General features: G+C 63.9%; 12 protein-coding genes. 5 read left to right on the top strand and 7 right to left on the bottom strand.

Annotated features, from left to right (window positions below; translation table 11 throughout):
* Positions 1 to 142: 142 nt before the first annotated feature.
* The 3 genes from DCO45_RS03675 to DCO45_RS03685 all read right to left on the bottom strand — a co-directional run bounded on the left by DCO45_RS03675 (position 143) and on the right by DCO45_RS03685 (position 4,484).
* Positions 143 to 2,548 carry a TonB-dependent siderophore receptor gene (locus tag DCO45_RS03675; RefSeq protein ID WP_116924583.1) on the bottom strand — a complete coding sequence of 802 codons (2,406 nt, stop codon included), beginning with the start codon at positions 2,546 to 2,548 and terminating at the stop codon, positions 143 to 145.
* A gap of 114 nt (positions 2,549 to 2,662) precedes the next feature.
* Complete coding sequence (locus DCO45_RS03680; protein ID WP_243419231.1) at positions 2,663 to 3,814, bottom strand: FecR domain-containing protein; 1,152 nt, start codon at positions 3,812 to 3,814, stop codon at positions 2,663 to 2,665.
* A 7-nt stretch (positions 3,815 to 3,821) separates the two neighbouring features.
* Positions 3,822 to 4,484 carry a sigma-70 family RNA polymerase sigma factor gene (locus DCO45_RS03685; RefSeq protein WP_313900073.1) on the bottom strand — a complete coding sequence of 221 codons (663 nt, stop codon included), beginning with the start codon at positions 4,482 to 4,484 and terminating at the stop codon, positions 3,822 to 3,824.
* A gap of 548 nt (positions 4,485 to 5,032) precedes the next feature.
* Here DCO45_RS03685 and DCO45_RS03690 point away from each other — a divergent pair.
* The 5 genes from DCO45_RS03690 to DCO45_RS03710 all read left to right on the top strand — a co-directional run bounded on the left by DCO45_RS03690 (position 5,033) and on the right by DCO45_RS03710 (position 12,175).
* The gene (locus DCO45_RS03690; RefSeq protein WP_116924586.1) at positions 5,033 to 6,394 is read left to right on the top strand and encodes an NAD(P)-dependent oxidoreductase; all 1,362 of its coding nucleotides are present in this window, start codon (positions 5,033 to 5,035) and stop codon (positions 6,392 to 6,394) included.
* A 41-nt stretch (positions 6,395 to 6,435) separates the two neighbouring features.
* On the top strand, positions 6,436 to 7,758 hold the full coding sequence (gene preA / locus DCO45_RS03695) for an NAD-dependent dihydropyrimidine dehydrogenase subunit PreA (RefSeq protein ID WP_021025784.1): 1,323 nt from the start codon (positions 6,436 to 6,438) through the stop codon (positions 7,756 to 7,758).
* 126 nt (positions 7,759 to 7,884) lie between these two features.
* Positions 7,885 to 9,390 (top strand): NCS1 family nucleobase:cation symporter-1, encoded by a 1,506-nt coding sequence (locus tag DCO45_RS03700; protein ID WP_116924587.1) that lies wholly within the window; start codon positions 7,885 to 7,887, stop codon positions 9,388 to 9,390.
* Between the two features lie 45 nt (positions 9,391 to 9,435).
* Positions 9,436 to 10,902: a dihydropyrimidinase gene (hydA, locus tag DCO45_RS03705; RefSeq protein ID WP_116924892.1), complete on the top strand. Its 1,467-nt coding sequence runs from the start codon at positions 9,436 to 9,438 to the stop codon at positions 10,900 to 10,902.
* Between the two features lie 16 nt (positions 10,903 to 10,918).
* A complete protein-coding gene (locus DCO45_RS03710; protein WP_116924588.1) occupies positions 10,919 to 12,175 on the top strand; it encodes a Zn-dependent hydrolase in 1,257 nt (418 codons plus the stop codon).
* 188 nt (positions 12,176 to 12,363) lie between these two features.
* Here DCO45_RS03710 and groL read toward each other — a convergent pair whose 3' ends face one another.
* The 4 genes from groL to DCO45_RS03730 all read right to left on the bottom strand — a co-directional run bounded on the left by groL (position 12,364) and on the right by DCO45_RS03730 (position 16,799).
* Positions 12,364 to 14,007, bottom strand: coding sequence for a chaperonin GroEL (gene groL, locus DCO45_RS03715; RefSeq protein ID WP_116924589.1), 1,644 nt, complete (start codon positions 14,005 to 14,007; stop codon positions 12,364 to 12,366).
* A gap of 168 nt (positions 14,008 to 14,175) precedes the next feature.
* The gene (locus tag DCO45_RS03720) at positions 14,176 to 14,466 is read right to left on the bottom strand and encodes a co-chaperone GroES (RefSeq protein WP_021025779.1); all 291 of its coding nucleotides are present in this window, start codon (positions 14,464 to 14,466) and stop codon (positions 14,176 to 14,178) included.
* A 380-nt stretch (positions 14,467 to 14,846) separates the two neighbouring features.
* Complete coding sequence (locus DCO45_RS03725) at positions 14,847 to 15,527, bottom strand: TetR family transcriptional regulator C-terminal domain-containing protein (protein ID WP_243419232.1); 681 nt, start codon at positions 15,525 to 15,527, stop codon at positions 14,847 to 14,849.
* A gap of 348 nt (positions 15,528 to 15,875) precedes the next feature.
* Positions 15,876 to 16,799: a hypothetical protein gene (locus tag DCO45_RS03730; protein WP_116924590.1), complete on the bottom strand. Its 924-nt coding sequence runs from the start codon at positions 16,797 to 16,799 to the stop codon at positions 15,876 to 15,878.
* Positions 16,800 to 16,947: the final 148 nt, after the last annotated feature.

The following is a 16,947-nucleotide window of genomic DNA, read 5'->3' on the forward strand; positions in this document are numbered from 1 at the left end:
GCCGTACCTCGGTCGCTGACATCGCCTTCGAAAACCATGGCACACCATCGCGCCAGAGCCCACAGAATGTGGGCTGTGGCATTTGTCACCAAGATGGGCGCAATGGTTGGCCACCCGGCCCAGGTACCGCTATGGTGACCGCTTAGAAGTCGTAACGCATGCCCACATTCACGCTGCGCGGCGCTCCCCAGGTGTAGTACAGGCCAATGGCGCTGAAGTTGTTCACACCCGCTTTGTAGTGCTTGTCCAGCGCGTTGTTGACGTTCAGGCTGAAGGACAGCTGCTTGTCGACCTGGTAGCGGGCCATCAGGTCCAGCACCGCGTAGCTGCTTTGTTCCAGGGTAGCAGCGCTGTTGCTGACGGAGGTCTTGTCCTGCCAGCGGGTGGAGGCACCGACGGTCAGGCCACGCAGCGCGCCTTCGTCAAATCGGTAGGTGCTGCCCAGCTTGAACTGGTACTCGGGGTACTGGCTGGTGTTGCTCAGCGAGCTGTTTTGCCGCAACAGGCTGCCCTGGGCCTGCCAGCCGCGCGCCAGCTCGCCCGACAGCTCCAGCTCCCAGCCGTGGCGGGTGGCAGAGGCGACGGAGCGGTAGGCGGTGTCGCCACCAGGGGTGAGGCCACCGGTTTCCTCGGCGGTATTCTTGGTCTTGATCCAGTAGTGGCTGATGCTGGCGTTGAGGCGCTTGTCAAAGAACTCGCCCTTGATGCCGACCTCATAGGTGTTGCCTTCTTCGGGCTTGAGGGTGCGGCCCTGCTCGTCCTGCGAGGTCTGGGGCTGGAAGATGCTGGCGTAGCTGGCGTAGGCCGACATGTTGGGGTGGAAGTCGTAGACCAGACCGGCGTAGGGCGTGTAGACCGCGCTCTCGTTCATGTCGTAGTTCCACCAGTAGGGGGTGATGTCGCGCTCCTCGAACTTGGTCACGCGCAAGCCGGCAATCAGCTGCAGCGGATCGCTGAGCTGAAAGCGGCCAGCCGCATAGGCGTAGCGCTGTTTTTGGCTGAAGCGGTTGTCGCCATAGGTCCAGCTGCTGGTGTCGGGCTCGGGCAGGTAGGCGCCGCCCTGGTCGTAGCTGGTGCCCAGGCCATCGAGCGGCAGCAGGGTCAGCGCGTTCAACGGCAGCTTGACGCTGCTTTGGAAGCGCGAGATACCGATGCCGGCGAGCAGCTCATGCTGGCGGCCCAGCAGACTGAACGGGCCCTTGATGTCCAGGTTCACGGTCCAGTTGTCGTTGCGCATGTCCAGCCAGCGGCCATAGTTCAGCCGGTCCTGGTCGTAGAGGTAGCCGGCAAACATGTCATCCATGCGCACCTGCTGGTGCGAGAACTTGAGGCTGGTGGACCAGCCATTGCCCAGGCGCTGCTCCAGGCTGCCGAAGAGGTTGAGCGCGTTCTGGTCATAACCGCCCCAGGGCGCGCCGGTGTTGAACGAACGCGGACGGTCGGGCGTTTTGACACCGGCGCGGGTGTAGCCCTGGATGGGTTGGGTGGTGCCGATGCCGTTGGCCGCACGCTGGCGGTAGGTAAAGCCGACATTCAACAAGGTGTCCGGGCTGAGGTCCGCTTCCAAGGTGCCGAACAGCATCTTGCTTCTGCTGTCTTCATGGTCGCGAAAGCTGCCCGCATCGGTGGCTGAGGCGACCAGGCGGCCACGCAGGGTGCCCGCTTCGTTGAGCGGGCCGCCGATATCGGCCTGCGCGCGGTAGCTGTCCCAGCTGCCGGCGCTCGCCTGCACGCTGGCCTGGAAGGTCCGTGTGGGGCGCTTACGCACCATGTTGACGGTGGCGCCGTATTCGCCCTTGCCAACCACCAGGCCCGACGAGCCCTTGAGCACATCGATGTGGTCGATCTCGGCCATGTCGTCGAGCGAGAACAGGGTGCTGGTCAGGTAGTACCAGCCACTGCGCACTTGGGCCATGCCATCGGTCTGCAGGTTGACCGAAGTGCCGCGCGCCTGGAAATCAGTGGCATTGCCCTGGCGGTAGGTGCCGATGCCCGGGGTCTGCTCCATCACATCGGTCAGGGTGTCGAGCTTGAAGTCGTCCATGCGCTGCCGCGTCATCACGCTGACCGACTGCGGGGTTTCGCGCAGGCTCAGGCTCAAGCCCGTGGCGGTGGCGCTGGGGCCGCGCTGGGTATAGCTGCCCGTGCCTTCGGTGGCGCCATCGCGCTGGGCATCGGCCGTCACGGTGACGGTCGCCAGGGTCGCGCCTTCCTCCCCCATTGAGGCGGCCTTGATCACCACCGCCTGGCCTGCCACCGTGGCCACCAGGCCGGTGCCGGCCAGCAGGCGGTCCAGCGCCTGGTTGGGCGTCAAGGTGCCGACGATGGCCGGTGCCCGCTTACCGGCGACCAGGCCTTGCTGGGCAATCAGCTGGATGCGCGTTTGCCGCGCCCAGTCATTGAGCGCCTCGGCCAGCGGCTGGGCCTGGATGCTGAAGGCCAGTGGGGTGGTCGGCAGCGCGGCGCTTTGCGCATGGGCTGCTACGGAGCCCAAGGCCAGGGCCATGGCCAAAGCCAGCGGAGCGGGACGCAGAAGGGGGTACGACATGGAGGTCCTCAAAGTAGTCAATGCAAATCATTCCTACTGAGGTAGACGCACGAGTTCCGAGAAATACGGTAGTCAGCGCGAAAAATATTAAAAATTTTCTGGGGCTTGGCGACGTCAACGCAGCGCGCGTATTTCCAGTCCGCCCGCCACCTGCTGCAACCGCACCGGTAGCGCATGGGGCAGCACCTTGCGCAAGGTCTGGGTATCGCTGGGGTCAAAGGTGCCGCTCAGGCGCAGCGCGGCCACGGCCGGATCGCTGATCGTCAGGCCCGTGCTGCCGTAGCGCTCAAACTCGGCCAGCGCCTGCGCAAGCGGCGTGTTGACAAAGCTGATGCGATGCTCGCGCCAGGCGGCAATGCCTTCGGCGGCGACCGCTTGGATGGGGCTCAGGCCACCTTCGGGGTTGGCGCTGATCTGCTGGCCGGCCACCAAGGTCTGGGCTTCAGGGAGCTGCGCTAGCGCGGGGCCGGGCGCGCCATCGCGGCGTACCACGCGCACCTTGCCTTCTTCGACGGCCACGCGCACGCCATCGCTGCCAGCCAGACCCGGTGTAAAGCGCACCGAAAACCGGGTGCCCACCACGGTGATGCCGACCGGGCCGCTCAGCACATGGAAAGGGCGCTGCGGAGCGGCCTGCACGCTGAACAGGGCCTGGCCTTCGTGCAGCAGCACTTCGCGGCGGTCGCGGTAGTAGGCCACCTCCAGCCGGGTGGCGGTATCGAGGCGCAGCTCGCTGCCATCGGGCAGCTGTACCTGCAGTTGCTGGCCGCGCTGCGAGGCATAGGCCTGCTTGAACACGGGTTGCGCCTGCCAGTGCTGCCAGGCCAGCAGGCCCGTGCCGCTGGTCATCACGATCGCAGCGGCCATGCCCAGCGATGGCAACAGCCAGCGGCGGCGCAAGGCTGGCAGGGCTGCGGCAGGCGCAGGCGCAGACGCTGCTGCGGCCGGGCGCGGCGTGGGGGCAGCAGCGGCCGTGGCGCTTGGTAGCACCTTGTCATGCGCCAGGTTGCGGCGCAACTGGGCGATGGCATCGGCGGGCATGGCATCGATCGCGCGCCAGTGCTGCTCCCACTGCACATAGGCGGCGCGGTGCGCGGCATCGGCCGCCAGCCACTGCTGCAAGGCCTGCTCTTCCGCCGTGCTCCAGCTCTCGCGCTGGCGCCGGACAAACCAGTCCAGCACCTGCTGGCGCAGGCCGGCGGTGTTCTCTGGTGGCAGGGGCGATGCGTTCATCTCGTGGTCAATTCTGGAGTCGGAGGCGGGCATGGGCGGCTCATGGCTTGGCGCGTCTGGTGCGGGCGCGTCCATGGCGGGCATGTGCAGCACCGTCGAGCCGGTCCTGGCAACGCCAGCAGGCCTCCATCGCGATTTGCAGCTGCATCTCGACCGTGCGGGTGGAGATGCCCATGTGCTCGGCGATCTGGGCATAGCTCAGGCCGTCGAACTTGTAGAGCATAAAGGCTTCGCGGCAGCGAGGGGGCAATTGGTCGATGGTGGCGACCAGGGCCGCCAGACCTTCGCGCGAGGCCAGGATGGTCTCGGGCTCCAGGGTGCGCGGGCCCGGCAGGTGCTCCAGCGCCGGCTCATCGCCGGCTGCGGGCGCTGCGGTCTCCAGCTCGGCGCGAATGCTGCTGCGCCGGTGCTGGTCGATGACCAGGTTGCGGGCGGTGCGGTAGAGCAGCGCGCGCGGGTCATGCACGGCCTGGCCGGTCTGCTGGGCCGCCAGCACGCGGGCATAGCTCTCCTGGGCCAGATCGGCCGCCGTGTCGCGGTCCTGTACCGATCGGGACAGAAAGTTCAGCAGTTCGCGGTAGTAGCGCTCAAACACCAGGCGGCCGTTGCAAAAAGGGAAAGAGGGGACTTCGCAACCGGTGGACGCCGTCGCCGTGGCCAGGAACGCAGTCCTGCCATATACGCAAATGGGAATTGTTATCATTATCGCTGATTGCTGGCCCCGCTCCACCAATGCCGCTGGGCTTGGAGGGGGATGGCGCACGCTTATCCCAAGGGACTGGATTTGCACCGCCAGCTGCATGCAGATCTTCCGCTGGCACTGCTTGCTGCGCGGGTGATGGCGCCTGGCAGATCGGCGCATGCGCCGATGGATCGCCCCTTCATGGCAGGCCAGCTTTGCGCACTTTCGCAAAAGCCCAGAACGCCAGGTTCGCGCCAGGCCAGCCCCGCCTCGTGGCCGGACTGAAGCGTCAGTCGTAGCGTATGCCTAGTGTTTTTACCAGTGCGTAAAACTTTAATCGGGCATTTAATGGTTCCCTAAGTGCTGCGGCAACAGCAGCACAGGACAGATCAAACACCCACGATGAGGGCCTGATGAACCCTCCCTGGTTGGTGCAGCTTTGGCGGTGAATGGATGGCGCAGCCATGCCATTGGCCGGACTTGTTGTAGAGGCAGTGGCGCGGTCGCAGGCGGCATGGTGATGGAGCCGTTCGCACTCGCGCTGGTAACCCAGTCGAGGAGGATGAGTCATGAACGGACCCACAGGATGCGGTGTGCGCGCAGGACGGCTTGGCGCGGACCAATACGCTGAAAATTTCTCGGATGCGCACCCGCCGCTGACATGGGCGCAGGCATCGATCGAAGCCGAGCGCTGTTACTACTGCTACGACGCGCCCTGCGCCACCGCCTGCCCGACCAGCATCGATGTGCCCAGTTTCATTGCCCGCATTGCGCAGGACAACATCCGGGGCGCGGCCAAGACCATTCTCGAATCGAACCCGCTGGGCGGCATGTGCGCCCGGGTGTGCCCGACCGAGGTGCTGTGCGAGCAGGCCTGCGTGCGCAACACCCATGAGGACAAGCCGGTGGAAATTGGCGCGCTGCAGCGCTATGCCACCGACCGCTTCATGGCAGCGGGCGGCGCGCCGCTGTTCCAACGCGCCGAGCCCACCGGCAAGAAAGTGGCCGTTGTGGGCGCTGGTCCGGCCGGGCTCGCCTGCGCGCACCTGCTGGCCTTGCAGGGCCATGATGTCAGCCTGCTCGATGCCAAGCCCAAGCTTGGCGGCTTGAACGAGTACGGCCTGGCCAGCTACAAGACCACCGATGATTTTGCGCAGCGGGAAATTGACTGGCTGCTGTCGGTGGGTGGCATTGCCCCGCGCAACAACCAGCGGCTGGGCCGCGACTTTAGCGTGGACAGCCTGCTGGCCAGCCATGATGCGGTGTTTCTGGGCCTGGGCCTGGCAGGGGTCAATGACCTGGGTATTGCCGAGCCCGCCGCCCAGGGCCTGCGCAATGCGGTCGATTTCATTGCCGATATCCGCCAGGCGCCCGACAAATCCACGGTGCCGGTAGGCCGGCGTGTGGTGGTGATTGGCGGGGGCATGACGGCCGTGGACGCGGCCGTCCAAGCGCGCCTGCTGGGTGCCCAGGAAGTTACCATCGTCTACCGGCGTGGTCAGGATGCGATGTCGGCCTCCGCGGTGGAGCAGCAATGGGCGCAGACCCATGGCGTGACGATCCGGCTGTGGGCGGCGCCGCAGGAAGTGCTGGTGGACAACGGTGCCGTCAGCGGCATCCGCCTGGCGGCCACGCAGCAGGTCGATGGCAAGCTGCAAACCACCGGCGAGACCGAGGTGCTGGCGGCCGACATGGTGCTCAAGGCCATCGGCCAGAGCTATATCGCCGAGCCCGCCGGCGCACGTATCGCCCTCAAGGCCGGGCGAATCGAGACGGACGAAGACGGCCAGACCAGCCTGGAGCGGGTCTGGGCGGGAGGCGACTGCCGCTGGGGCGGCCAAGACCTGACGGTGGAAGCCGTGGAGCACGGCAAACGCGCCGCAGCGGCCATGCACCGCATGTTGATGCGCGAAGTGGGTGTCAGCGCCTAAGCGCACGCCCAGCCCTCTTTCCACCGAACCTAGGAGTCGCCATGGCCGATATTCGCAGCAATTTTCTGGGCATCCGCAGCCCCAACCCTTTCTGGCTGGCCTCTGCGCCGCCGACCGACAAGGAGATCAACGTCACCCGCGCCTACGAGGCGGGCTGGGGCGGTGTGGTCTGGAAGACGCTGGGCGAGGACCCGCATGTGGTCAACGTCAACGGGCCGCGTTACTCCACCTTGATGTCGCAGGACCGGCGCGTCATGGGCCTGAACAATATCGAGCTGATCACCGACCGCCCCTTGCAGATCAACCTGGAGGAGATGACCCGGGTGAAGCGGGCCTGGCCCGATCGCGCGCTGATTGCGTCGCTGATGGTGCCCTGCGTTGAAGAGAGCTGGAAGCGCATCCTGCCGATGGTGGAGGACACGGGCGCCGATGGCATTGAGCTGAACTTTGGCTGCCCGCACGGCATGAGCGAGCGCGGCATGGGCGCTGCGGTGGGCCAGGTGCCGGAATACATCCAGATGGTCACCGAATGGTGCAAGCACTACAGCCGGCTGCCGGTGATTGTGAAGCTCACGCCCAACATCACCGATGTGCGCTTTCCGGCGCGCGCGGCCAAGGCGGGCGGGGCGGATGCGGTGTCGCTGATCAACACCATCAACTCGGTGATGGGCGTGAACCTGGACACCTTGGTGATGCACCCCAGCACCGATGGCAAGGGCTCGCACGGCGGCTACTGCGGCCCGGCAGTCAAGCCGATTGCGCAGAACATGGTGGCCGAGATCGCCCGAGATCCGCAAACCGCTGGCCTGCCGATCTCCGGCATTGGCGGCATCACCACCTGGAAGGATGCGGCCGAATACATTGCGCTGGGCTGCGGCACGGTGCAGGTCTGCACCGCTGCGATGGTCTATGGCTTCAAGATCGTGCAGGACATGTGCGATGGCCTGTCGCATTACATGGACGCGCATGGCTTCAAGACCATCGAGGACTTCCAGGGCCGCGCCGTGCCCACCGTCAGGGACTGGAAGGACCTGAACCTCAACCACATCGACAAGGCCGTGATCGACCAGGACAGCTGCATCCAGTGTGGGCGCTGCCATGTAGTCTGCGAAGACACCTCGCACCAGGCCATCTTCTACCAAAAGGGTGAGGCCGGTGAGCGCCGCTTTGAGGTGAACGAGGCCGAATGCGTGGGCTGCAACCTTTGCGTGTCGATCTGCCCGGTGCCTGACACGATCTCCATGCGCAGTCTGCAGCCCGGCGAGGTGGATGCGCGTACCGGCAAGACCGTCACCGGCGAGTACGCGAACTGGACCACCCACCCCAACAACCCGTCACGGGTGGCCGCGCAGATCTCCCCTTGAGCGGCGAGCGCGCCATCCGTTGTGGTGGCGCGCTTTTTGCATGACCCGATGTGCTACAGGATGGAAACCAAGACTTTGGATTTGGACGCTTAAAACCTATCGATAACACCTCTCAAGGAGTGAGCAATGTCCCATGACGCGCAAGCAAGGGGTGCCGCCGGCAGCGAAGCCGGTGGCCTTTGGAACGACGACCTCGCACCCACGCAAGCCTCGCAGCGAACGTGGACCTGGTACCACTTCACGGCGTTGTGGATAGGCATGGTGATGTGCATTCCGGCCTACACCTTGGCCGCCAGTCTGGTCGAAGGCGGCATGTCGGCGTTCCAGGCGGTCATGACGGTGTTTCTGGCCAACCTGATTGTGCTGGTGCCGATGCTGCTGATCGGGCATGCGGGCGCCAAATACGGCATCCCCTATGCGGTGCTGGCCCGCGCCTCCTTCGGCACCCGGGGCGCCAAGCTGCCTGCAGTGCTGCGCGCGCTGGTGGCCTGCGGCTGGTATGGCATCCAGACCTGGTTTGGCGGCCTGATGATCTATACCTTGCTCGGGGTGATCCTGGGCCATCCGCTCGAGAGCGAGAAGATCTCCTGGCTGGGCATCAATGTGGCGCAGTTGGTCTGCTTCCTGGTCTTCTGGGCCATCCAGTTCTACTTTGTGGTGCATGGCATCGAGTCCATCCGCAAGCTCGAGACCTATACGGCGCCGGCCAAGATCGTGATCTGTTTTGTGCTGCTGTGGTGGGTGTATGACAAGGCGGGCGGCTTTGGTCCGATCTTGAGCAAGCCGTCGGCCTTTGCGGCTGGCGAAGCCAAGGCCGGCCAGTTCTGGGGCACCTTCTGGCCGTCGCTCACGGCCATGATTGGTTTTTGGGCCACCTTGGCGCTGAACATCCCCGACTTCACCCGCTTTGCCCGCTCGCAGCGGGACCAGATCGTGGGCCAGGCCATTGGCCTGCCGGTGCCCATGGGCCTGCTGGCGGCCCTGGCGGTGATCGTCACTTCGGCCACCGTGGTCATCTATGGCAAAGCGCTGTGGGACCCCGTGGATGTGGCCGCGCGCATGACCGGCGCTGCGGTGCTCATCGCCCTCATCGTGCTGCTGGTCGATACGGTGAGCGTCAATCTGGCGGCCAACCTGGTGGGCCCCGCCTACGACTTTTCTGCGCTGAACCCCCAACGCATCAGCTACCGCACCGGCGGCTACATCACCGTGGCGATTGCGATTTTGATGATGCCCTGGAAGATTCTGGAGTCCACCCAGGGCTATATCTTCACCTGGCTGATCGGCTACTCGGCGCTGCTCGGCCCGATCGCCGGGATCCTGATGGTCGATTACTTCCTGATCCGCCGCACCCAGCTGGATGTGGACGAGCTCTACCGGGAAGGCGGCAAATACAGCTATTCCGGCGGCTGGAACTGGGTGGCTGTTGCCGCATTTGCCTGCGGCGTGGCGCCCAATATTCCGGGCTTTCTCAATGCCGCGTTTCCTGCCAGCTTCCCCGATGTGGCAGCGATCTTCAAGGACCTGTACGCTTATGCCTGGTTCATCGGTCTGTTCATTGCCGGTGTGGTGTACCGCATCGGCATGGCCAGCCATGTGGTGGCGTCGCAGGCCATGCTGCGGCGCGCTTGAGCGCAGCAGCCGCCGTTTTTGTGATTTGAACCAAGGAGAGACATGATGAGCACAGCCAGCCACCCCCTTCTGATCCGTGGTGGTACCGTCGTGAATGCGGACCGTGAAGAGCGCGCCGATGTGCTGCTGGTGGACGGCAAGATTGTGGCCGTCGGTGAAGGGGCTGCGGCCCAAGCACCGGCCGGCACCGAAACGCTGGATGCCAGCGGCCAGTATGTGATGCCCGGTGGTATCGATCCGCACACCCATATGCAGCTGCCCTTCATGGGCACGGTCACCGCTGATGACTTCTTCACCGGCACTGCCGCGGGCCTGGCCGGTGGCACCACCAGCATCATCGACTTTGTGATTCCCGCGCCGCAGGAGCCGCTGATGGACGCCTACCGCAAGTGGCGCGGCTGGGCTGAGAAGTCGGCGGCCGACTACTCCTTCCATGTGGCGGTGACCTGGTGGAGTGAGCAGGTGCGCGAGGACATGGGCGTGCTGGTGCGCGACGAGGGCATCAACAGCTTCAAGCACTTCATGGCCTACAAGAACGCCATCATGTGCGATGACGAAACCCTGGTCAACAGCTTCCGGCGCGCGCTGGAGCTGGGTGCCATGCCCACCGTGCATGCCGAAAACGGCGAGCTGGTCTACCTGCTGCAGCAGGAGGTGGCGCGCATGGGCATCACCGGCCCGGAAGGCCATCCGCTGTCGCGCCCGCCGATGGTGGAGGCCGAGGCCGCCAACCGGGCGATTGCGATTGCCGATGTGCTGGGCGTGCCCATCTATGTGGTGCATGTGAGCTGCATCGAGGCGGCCGACGCCATTGCCCGCGCCAGGGCGCGTGGCCAGCGCGTCTACGGCGAGGTGCTGGCCGGCCATTTGACGATTGACGACAGCGTCTACCGCCATCCTGATTACGCGACGGCCGCTGCCTATGTGATGAGCCCGCCGTTCCGCCCCAAGGAACACCAGGAGGCGCTGTGGCGCGGCCTGCAGGCCGGGCATCTGCACACCACGGCGACGGACCACTGCACCTTCTGCGCCGAGCAAAAGGCCGTGGGCAAGGACAATTTTGCCAAGACGCCCAATGGCACCGGAGGCGTCGAAGAGCGCATGGCCGTGGTCTGGGATGCCGGGGTGAACACCGGGCGCCTGACGCCCAGCGAGTTTGTTGCGATCACCTCGGCCAATACGGCCAAGCTCTTCAATGTGTACCCGCGCAAGGGCTTTGTCGGCGTGGGCGCCGATGCCGATGTGGTGCTCTGGGATCCGAAGGCGACCAAGACCTTGTCGGCCAAGACCCAGCACTCCAAGGGTGATTTCAACATCTTTGAAGGCCGGCAGGTGACAGGCCTGCCCAGCCACACCATCAGCCGGGGCCGCGTGGTGTATGCGAACGGCGACCTGCGCGCCGAGAAGGGCGCAGGCCAGTATTTCAAGCGGCCGGCCTTCGGCCCCAACTTCCAGGCAGTGCAAAAGCGGGCGCAAGAGACGGCGCCCACGGCCGTGGCCCGCGCGCAATGAAACAAGGAGACCAAGCATGGACACGAAAGTGAAGACCGATACCAGCCAGCTGCGCATCAATGGCGACCGGCTCTGGGCATCGCTGATGGAGCTGGCCCAGATTGGTGCCACCGCCAAAGGCGGCGTGTGCCGCCTGGCCCTGACCGACCTGGACCGCCAGGGGCGCGACCTGGTGACACGCTGGGCCCAGGAGGCGGGTATGACGGTCACCATCGACAAGATCGGCAATGGCTTTATGCGCCGCCCAGGCCGCAACAACAGCCTGCCGCCGATCATGACCGGCAGCCATATCGACACCCAGCCCACGGGCGGCAAGTTCGACGGCAACTATGGCGTGCTCGCCGGCATCGAGGTGGTGCGCACGCTCAATGACCATGGCATTGAGACCGAGGCGCCCATTGAGGTGGCGTTCTGGACCAACGAGGAGGGCTCGCGCTTTGTGCCGGTGATGATGGGCTCAGGCGTGTTTGCCAAGGCCTTCAGCCTGGAGCATGCCTATGCGGCCAAAGACACCGACGGCAAAAGCGTCAAGGACGAGCTTGCGCGCATCGGCTACATCGGCCCGCAGGAGCCCGGCGACCACCCTATCGGCTACTACTTTGAAACCCATATCGAGCAGGGCCCGGTGCTGGAGGACCATGACAAGACGATTGGCGTGGTGACCGGGGTGCTGGGCATCCGCTGGTATGACTGCACCGTCACCGGCATGGAAGCGCATGCCGGCCCCACGCCGATGGCGCTGCGCAAGGATGCGCTGCAAGTTGCCACCCGGGTGATGCAGGAGGTGGTGGCCTGCGCGCACCGCCACCCGCCGCACGGGCGCGGCACGGTCGGCATGGTGCATGTGCATCCCAACAGCCGCAATGTGATTCCGGGCGAGGTGAAATTCAGCATCGACCTGCGCAATGCCACCGACGCCGACTGCGAGGCCATGGACCAGGATATTCGCGCGGTGGCCGCGCGCATCAGCCAGGAGACGGGGCTGACGATCAAGATCGATCTGGTGTCCAGCTACACCGCGCAACCTTTCAACCCCGATTGCATCGATGCGGTGCGGCGCGGCGCGCAGATGCTGGGTTACTCCCACATGGATGCCGTCTCGGGCGCGGGCCATGATGCCGTCTACATGGCGCGCCTGGCGCCAGCGGGCATGATCTTCATCCCCTGCAAGGATGGCATATCGCACAACGAGATCGAAGACGCCAAGCCCGAGCACATCACGGCCGGCTGCAATGTGCTGCTGCACGCGATGCTGGAGCGCGCAGGCCGTTGAGCCGGTGAGACGTTGCACGGCGGGTCTCGCCACCGCGCTGCAGCGGTCCAACCGCAAGGCGCTGTGAGCCTGAGGCACAAGCCATAAAAAAACCCGGCCACCTTGACGGTGCCGGGTTTTTTGGTGTCTGGCCCCAAGCCCGCAAGGGGTCTTGCAGGCTTGATGGTGCGCTATGACAGCCGGGGCAATTACATGCCCATGCCGCCCATACCACCCATGCCGCCCATGTCGGGCATGGCAGGAGCGGATTCAGCCTTGGGGGCTTCAGCGATCATGCACTCGGTGGTCAGCAGCAGCGAAGCCACGGACGCAGCGTTTTGCAGCGCGGTGCGGGTCACCTTCGTTGGGTCCAGGATACCCATTTCCAGCATGTCGCCGTAGGTGTCGTTGGCAGCGTTGAAGCCGAAGTTGCCCGTGCCCTTGAGCACGGCATCGACCACCACCGATGGCTCGCCACCAGCGTTGGACACGATTTCGCGCAGAGGCGCTTCGATGGCCTTCATCACCAGCTTGATACCAGCGTCTTGCTCGGCATTGCCGGTCGCCAGCGCGCCCACGGATTGCTTGGCACGCAGCAGCGCCACGCCACCACCGGCCACGATGCCTTCTTCCACCGCAGCGCGGGTCGCGTGCAGGGCGTCTTCCACGCGGGCCTTCTTTTCCTTCATCTCGACTTCGGTGGCAGCGCCCACCTTGATCACGGCAACACCGCCGGCCAGCTTGGCCACGCGCTCTTGCAGCTTTTCACGGTCGTAGTCGGACGTGGCTTCTTCGATCTGAGCGCGGATTTGCTTGACGCGGGCTTCGATTTCAGCAGCTTGGCCAGCACCGTCGATGATGGTGGTGTTTTCCTTGCCGATTTCGACGCGTTGGGCTTGGCCCAGGTCTTCCAGGGTCACCTTTTCCAGCGACAGGCCCACTTCTTCAGCGATCACCTTGCCGCCGGTCAGGATGGCGATGTCTTCCAGCATGGCCTTGCGACGATCGCCAAAGCCTGGAGCCTTCACAGCCACGACCTTCAGGATGCCACGGATGGTGTTGACCACCAGCGTTGCCAGTGCTTCGCCTTCGACGTCTTCTGCAATGATCAGCAGAGGACGGCCGGCCTTGGCCACAGCTTCGAGCGTAGGCAGCAGGTCACGGATGTTGCTGATCTTCTTGTCGAACAGCAGCACGAAGGGGTTGTCCAAAATAGCGGCTTGCTTTTCTGGGTTGTTGATGAAGTAGGGCGACAGGTAGCCGCGGTCGAACTGCATGCCTTCAACGACGTCGAGTTCGTTGTCCAGCGACTTGCCTTCTTCCACGGTAATCACGCCTTCCTTGCCGACCTTGTCCATCGCGTCAGCAATGATCTTGCCCACGGATTCGTCGGAGTTGGCGGAGATCGAGCCGACTTGGGCGATTTCCTTGGAGGTGGTGGTGGCCTTGGATTGCTTCTTGAGCTCTTCCACCAGGGCGGCGACAGCCTTGTCGATGCCGCGCTTCAGATCCATCGGGTTCAGACCAGCGGCCACGTACTTGGAGCCTTCGCGCACGATGGCTTGGGCCAGCACGGTAGCGGTCGTGGTGCCGTCACCAGCGATGTCGTTGGTCTTGGAGGCCACTTCCTTCACGAGCTGGGCGCCCATGTTCTGCAGCTTGTCCTTGAGTTCCACTTCCTTGGCCACGGACACACCGTCCTTGGTCACGGTAGGGGCGCCGAACGAACGCTCGAGCACCACGTTGCGGCCCTTGGGGCCCAGGGTCACTTTGACGGCGTTAGCCAGAATGTTCACGCCTTCAACCATGCGTGCACGTGCTTCACCGCCGAATACTACGTCTTTTGCTGCCATTTTTGGCTCCTAAATACTTGAAAACTTGAAATGAGAATGAATGCTCGGGAGAGAAAGCGTAGCGAGCAGGTGTCAGGCTAGGCGCACGGATCGCAGCAACCGGAACGTACTTGGGTACGTGAGGATTGCGAGCACCGCGCAACGACGCCTGGCGCCTGCGCAGTAGCTTTATTTCTCGACGACGGCGAAGAGGTCTTCTTCCTTCATCACCAGCAGTTCATTGCCGTCCACCTTGACCGATTGGCCAGAGTACTTGCCGAACAGCACGCGGTCGCCGACCTTCACACCCAGGGTGATGGACTCGCCCTTGTCGTTCTTCTTGCCTGGGCCGACGGCCAGCACTTCGCCTTGGTCTGGCTTTTCAGCAGCGTTGTCGGGGATGTAGATGCCCGAAGCGGTCTTGGTTTCGTTTTCCAGACGCTTAACGATCACGCGATCGTGCAGAGGACGCAGGTTCATAACAACTCCTTCAATATCAATACCAGGTTTTGATGAAAGATGGCCCGGCAGATGCCGCGCCAAATACGCAAAAATGTCTGAGAAGTGGTGGTTTTAGCACTCTACCCCTTCGAGTGCTAATAATAAGGTCATTTGATGACAGTTCAAGACTGCGGGGGCTAAAAAATCGATCCAGGGGCACTGCCCGATCACGATACCTCTGCGCAAGAATCACGAAAGCGCTGGTGGGGACTGAAGATGCTGCTATTGAAAGAGGTGCATCTCATGGCGGCAGCCGATCCCGCGCAGCGCACCCATGCTGCGAAGCCCGCACGGGGGCGCGGGCCAGATCACCGCAGCTGGGACTTCCATGCATGGGCCTGGAGGCGGCACGCCCCGGGTCAGTCCGGCAGCTCGATCTTGAGCGTAGCGGCGAGCATCTGCACCAGCAAGGCCTCGGCCTGGGCGAAGTCGCCCGCGTCCAGCGCGGCCTTGTTTTGCAGCAGCGCAAACTGGGTTTGCTGGTCGACATAGCCTTGGGTGATGGCCCAGATGCTGAACATCAGGTGCTGGAAATTGACGGGCGCAATCAGGCCTTGTTCGGCCCAATGCGCAAACGCTGCCACATTGGCTGCCAGCAACGGGGCGATGCGCTCGCGCACGGCCGAGGCGGCAAAGGGCGCGCCAGCAATCATCTCCTTGGTGAACAGCTGGCTGCCATAAGGGCGGGTGCGTGCAAATTCGAACTTCTCGCGGATGTACTGGCGGATCTGCTGGGCCGGGTCGCCGTCCTTGGACAGACCTGTCATATGGCCCAGCCAGTCGTCGATCACCGATGCCAGCACGGCCTGGTACAGCGCCTCCTTGCTGGGGTAGTAGTACAGCAGGTTGTGGCGGCTAAAGCCGGCATCCTGCGCGATCTGCTCCAGCGGAGCACCTTCAAAACCCAGCAATGCGAAATGCCGCTCTGCCGAGCCCAGGATCAGGTCAATCTTGCGCAGACGGGCCGCACTGGGTTTGCGTGCCATCTCTGCAGTGGCTGCCTGCGAGAGCGCTGGCGGTGTGGGAAGGGCATCATTCATGAGCCTGTATTGTCTGGCATTTGCGATCGCCGATGGCGCGGCTGCATGAAGAACCTGCTGGTCGCGGGCGATTTCCTCGCGCTGTGACGCTGTCCTGGTGGACTGTCTGGCAGACCCGTCTGCTGCCTTGCTCACCGAGCCGGCTTGGATGACGCATCCATCGAAGGCGTGGGCAACGATGCGCGCTCTGGACCGTGGCAACTGGGAGCGGTTGTTGCGGCGTCATTGGCTTTTTTGTGCGCACCAAGCAGCGGACACCAGGCATAAAAAAAGGCAACGCATTGTGCGTTGCCTTGGATGCCAAGTGGTGCCTTGCGGCACCCGGGCATGCTGCCCGGCTTGGGGTAATTATTGTGGGCGGCTGTTGGTTGGGAAAGGCCATGCCGCATTGGTGCTGAGCACGGTCTTGACAGGCTCTGCAGCAGCAGGCGCAGCAGCTGGGGCCTTGGCAGGAGCAGCAGCCTTCTTGGCGGGAGCAGCCTTCTTCGCAGGTGCTGGAGCCTTGGCAGCAGCAGGGGCCTTGGCAGGAGCAGCGGCCTTCTTGGCGGGAGCTGGAGCCTTGGCAGGAGCAGCAGCCTTCTTGGCGGGAGCTGCGGCCTTCTTAGCGGGCGCTGCGGCCTTCTTAGCTGGAGCAGCGGCCTTCTTGGCAGGAGCAGCGGCCTTCTTGGTAGGAGCAGCGGCCTTCTTGGCGGGCGCTGCAGCCGTCTTGGCAGGAGCTGCAGCCTTCTTGGCAGGAGCGGCAGCCTTCTTAGCTGGAGCAGCGGCCTTCTTCGCAGGAGCAGCAGCCTTCTTCGCTGGAGCGGCAGCCTTCTTCGCCGGAGCTGCGGCCTTCTTGGCAGGAGCTGCGGCCTTCTTGGCAGGAGCTGCGGCCTTCTTGGCAGGAGCTGCGGCCTTCTTGGCAGGAGCTGCGGCCTTCTTGGCGGGAGCTGCGGCCTTCTTCGCGGGAGCGGCAGCCTTCTTCGCAGGAGCTGCAGCCTTCTTCGCAGGAGCTGCAGCCTTCTTAGCTGGAGCAGCGGCCTTCTTCACGGCAGTCTTGGCAGCTGCTGTGGATTTGGTTGCGGGCTTGGCGGCGGCTTTCTTGGCGGCTGGCTTAGCAGCGGCCTTTTTGGCGACGGCCTTGGCAGCAGGCTTTGCCGCTGCCTTGGTGGCGGCTGGCTTGGCAGCGGCCTTGGGCTTTGCAGCTGCCTTGGGGGCGGCTGCCTTGGTTGCAACTGCCTTCTTGGCAGTTGCCTTGGTGTCAGCAGTTTTCTTGCTTGCTTTGGACGTTGCCATGCTCTTCTCCTTCGGTCAATTTAGAAAGCAGACTTCATGCCTGATTGAATTCGACACGAAGTTTTGATAGCAAACTGAATTGTGCATCAGCTGCTAGCAACTGGCATAGTGCAAACCTCAATAAAGACGCCAAATTTCACAGTTTTCT

The organism is Comamonas sp. JNW (assembly GCF_003105075.1).
In the GTDB taxonomy this organism is placed as follows: Bacteria; Pseudomonadota; Gammaproteobacteria; order Burkholderiales; family Burkholderiaceae_C; genus Comamonas; species Comamonas squillarum.

Bases quoted from the DNA above. Each gene is read 5' to 3' on its own strand.
- DCO45_RS03690 (WP_116924586.1), top strand. From the start codon at position 5,033: ATGAACGGACCCACAGGATGCGGTGTGCGCGCAGGACGGCTTGGCGCG.
- hydA (WP_116924892.1), top strand. From the start codon at position 9,436: ATGAGCACAGCCAGCCACCCCCTTCTGATCCGTGGTGGTACCGTCGTG.
- DCO45_RS03730 (WP_116924590.1), bottom strand. From the start codon at position 16,799: ATGGCAACGTCCAAAGCAAGCAAGAAAACTGCTGACACCAAGGCAACT.
- DCO45_RS03720 (WP_021025779.1), bottom strand. From the start codon at position 14,466: ATGAACCTGCGTCCTCTGCACGATCGCGTGATCGTTAAGCGTCTGGAA.
- DCO45_RS03725 (WP_243419232.1), bottom strand. From the start codon at position 15,527: ATGAATGATGCCCTTCCCACACCGCCAGCGCTCTCGCAGGCAGCCACT.
- DCO45_RS03675 (WP_116924583.1), bottom strand. From the start codon at position 2,548: ATGTCGTACCCCCTTCTGCGTCCCGCTCCGCTGGCTTTGGCCATGGCC.
- DCO45_RS03680 (WP_243419231.1), bottom strand. From the start codon at position 3,814: ATGCCCGCCTCCGACTCCAGAATTGACCACGAGATGAACGCATCGCCC.
- DCO45_RS03685 (WP_313900073.1), bottom strand. From the start codon at position 4,484: ATGATAACAATTCCCATTTGCGTATATGGCAGGACTGCGTTCCTGGCC.
- groL (WP_116924589.1), bottom strand. From the start codon at position 14,007: ATGGCAGCAAAAGACGTAGTATTCGGCGGTGAAGCACGTGCACGCATG.
- preA (WP_021025784.1), top strand. From the start codon at position 6,436: ATGGCCGATATTCGCAGCAATTTTCTGGGCATCCGCAGCCCCAACCCT.
- DCO45_RS03710 (WP_116924588.1), top strand. From the start codon at position 10,919: ATGGACACGAAAGTGAAGACCGATACCAGCCAGCTGCGCATCAATGGC.
- DCO45_RS03700 (WP_116924587.1), top strand. From the start codon at position 7,885: ATGTCCCATGACGCGCAAGCAAGGGGTGCCGCCGGCAGCGAAGCCGGT.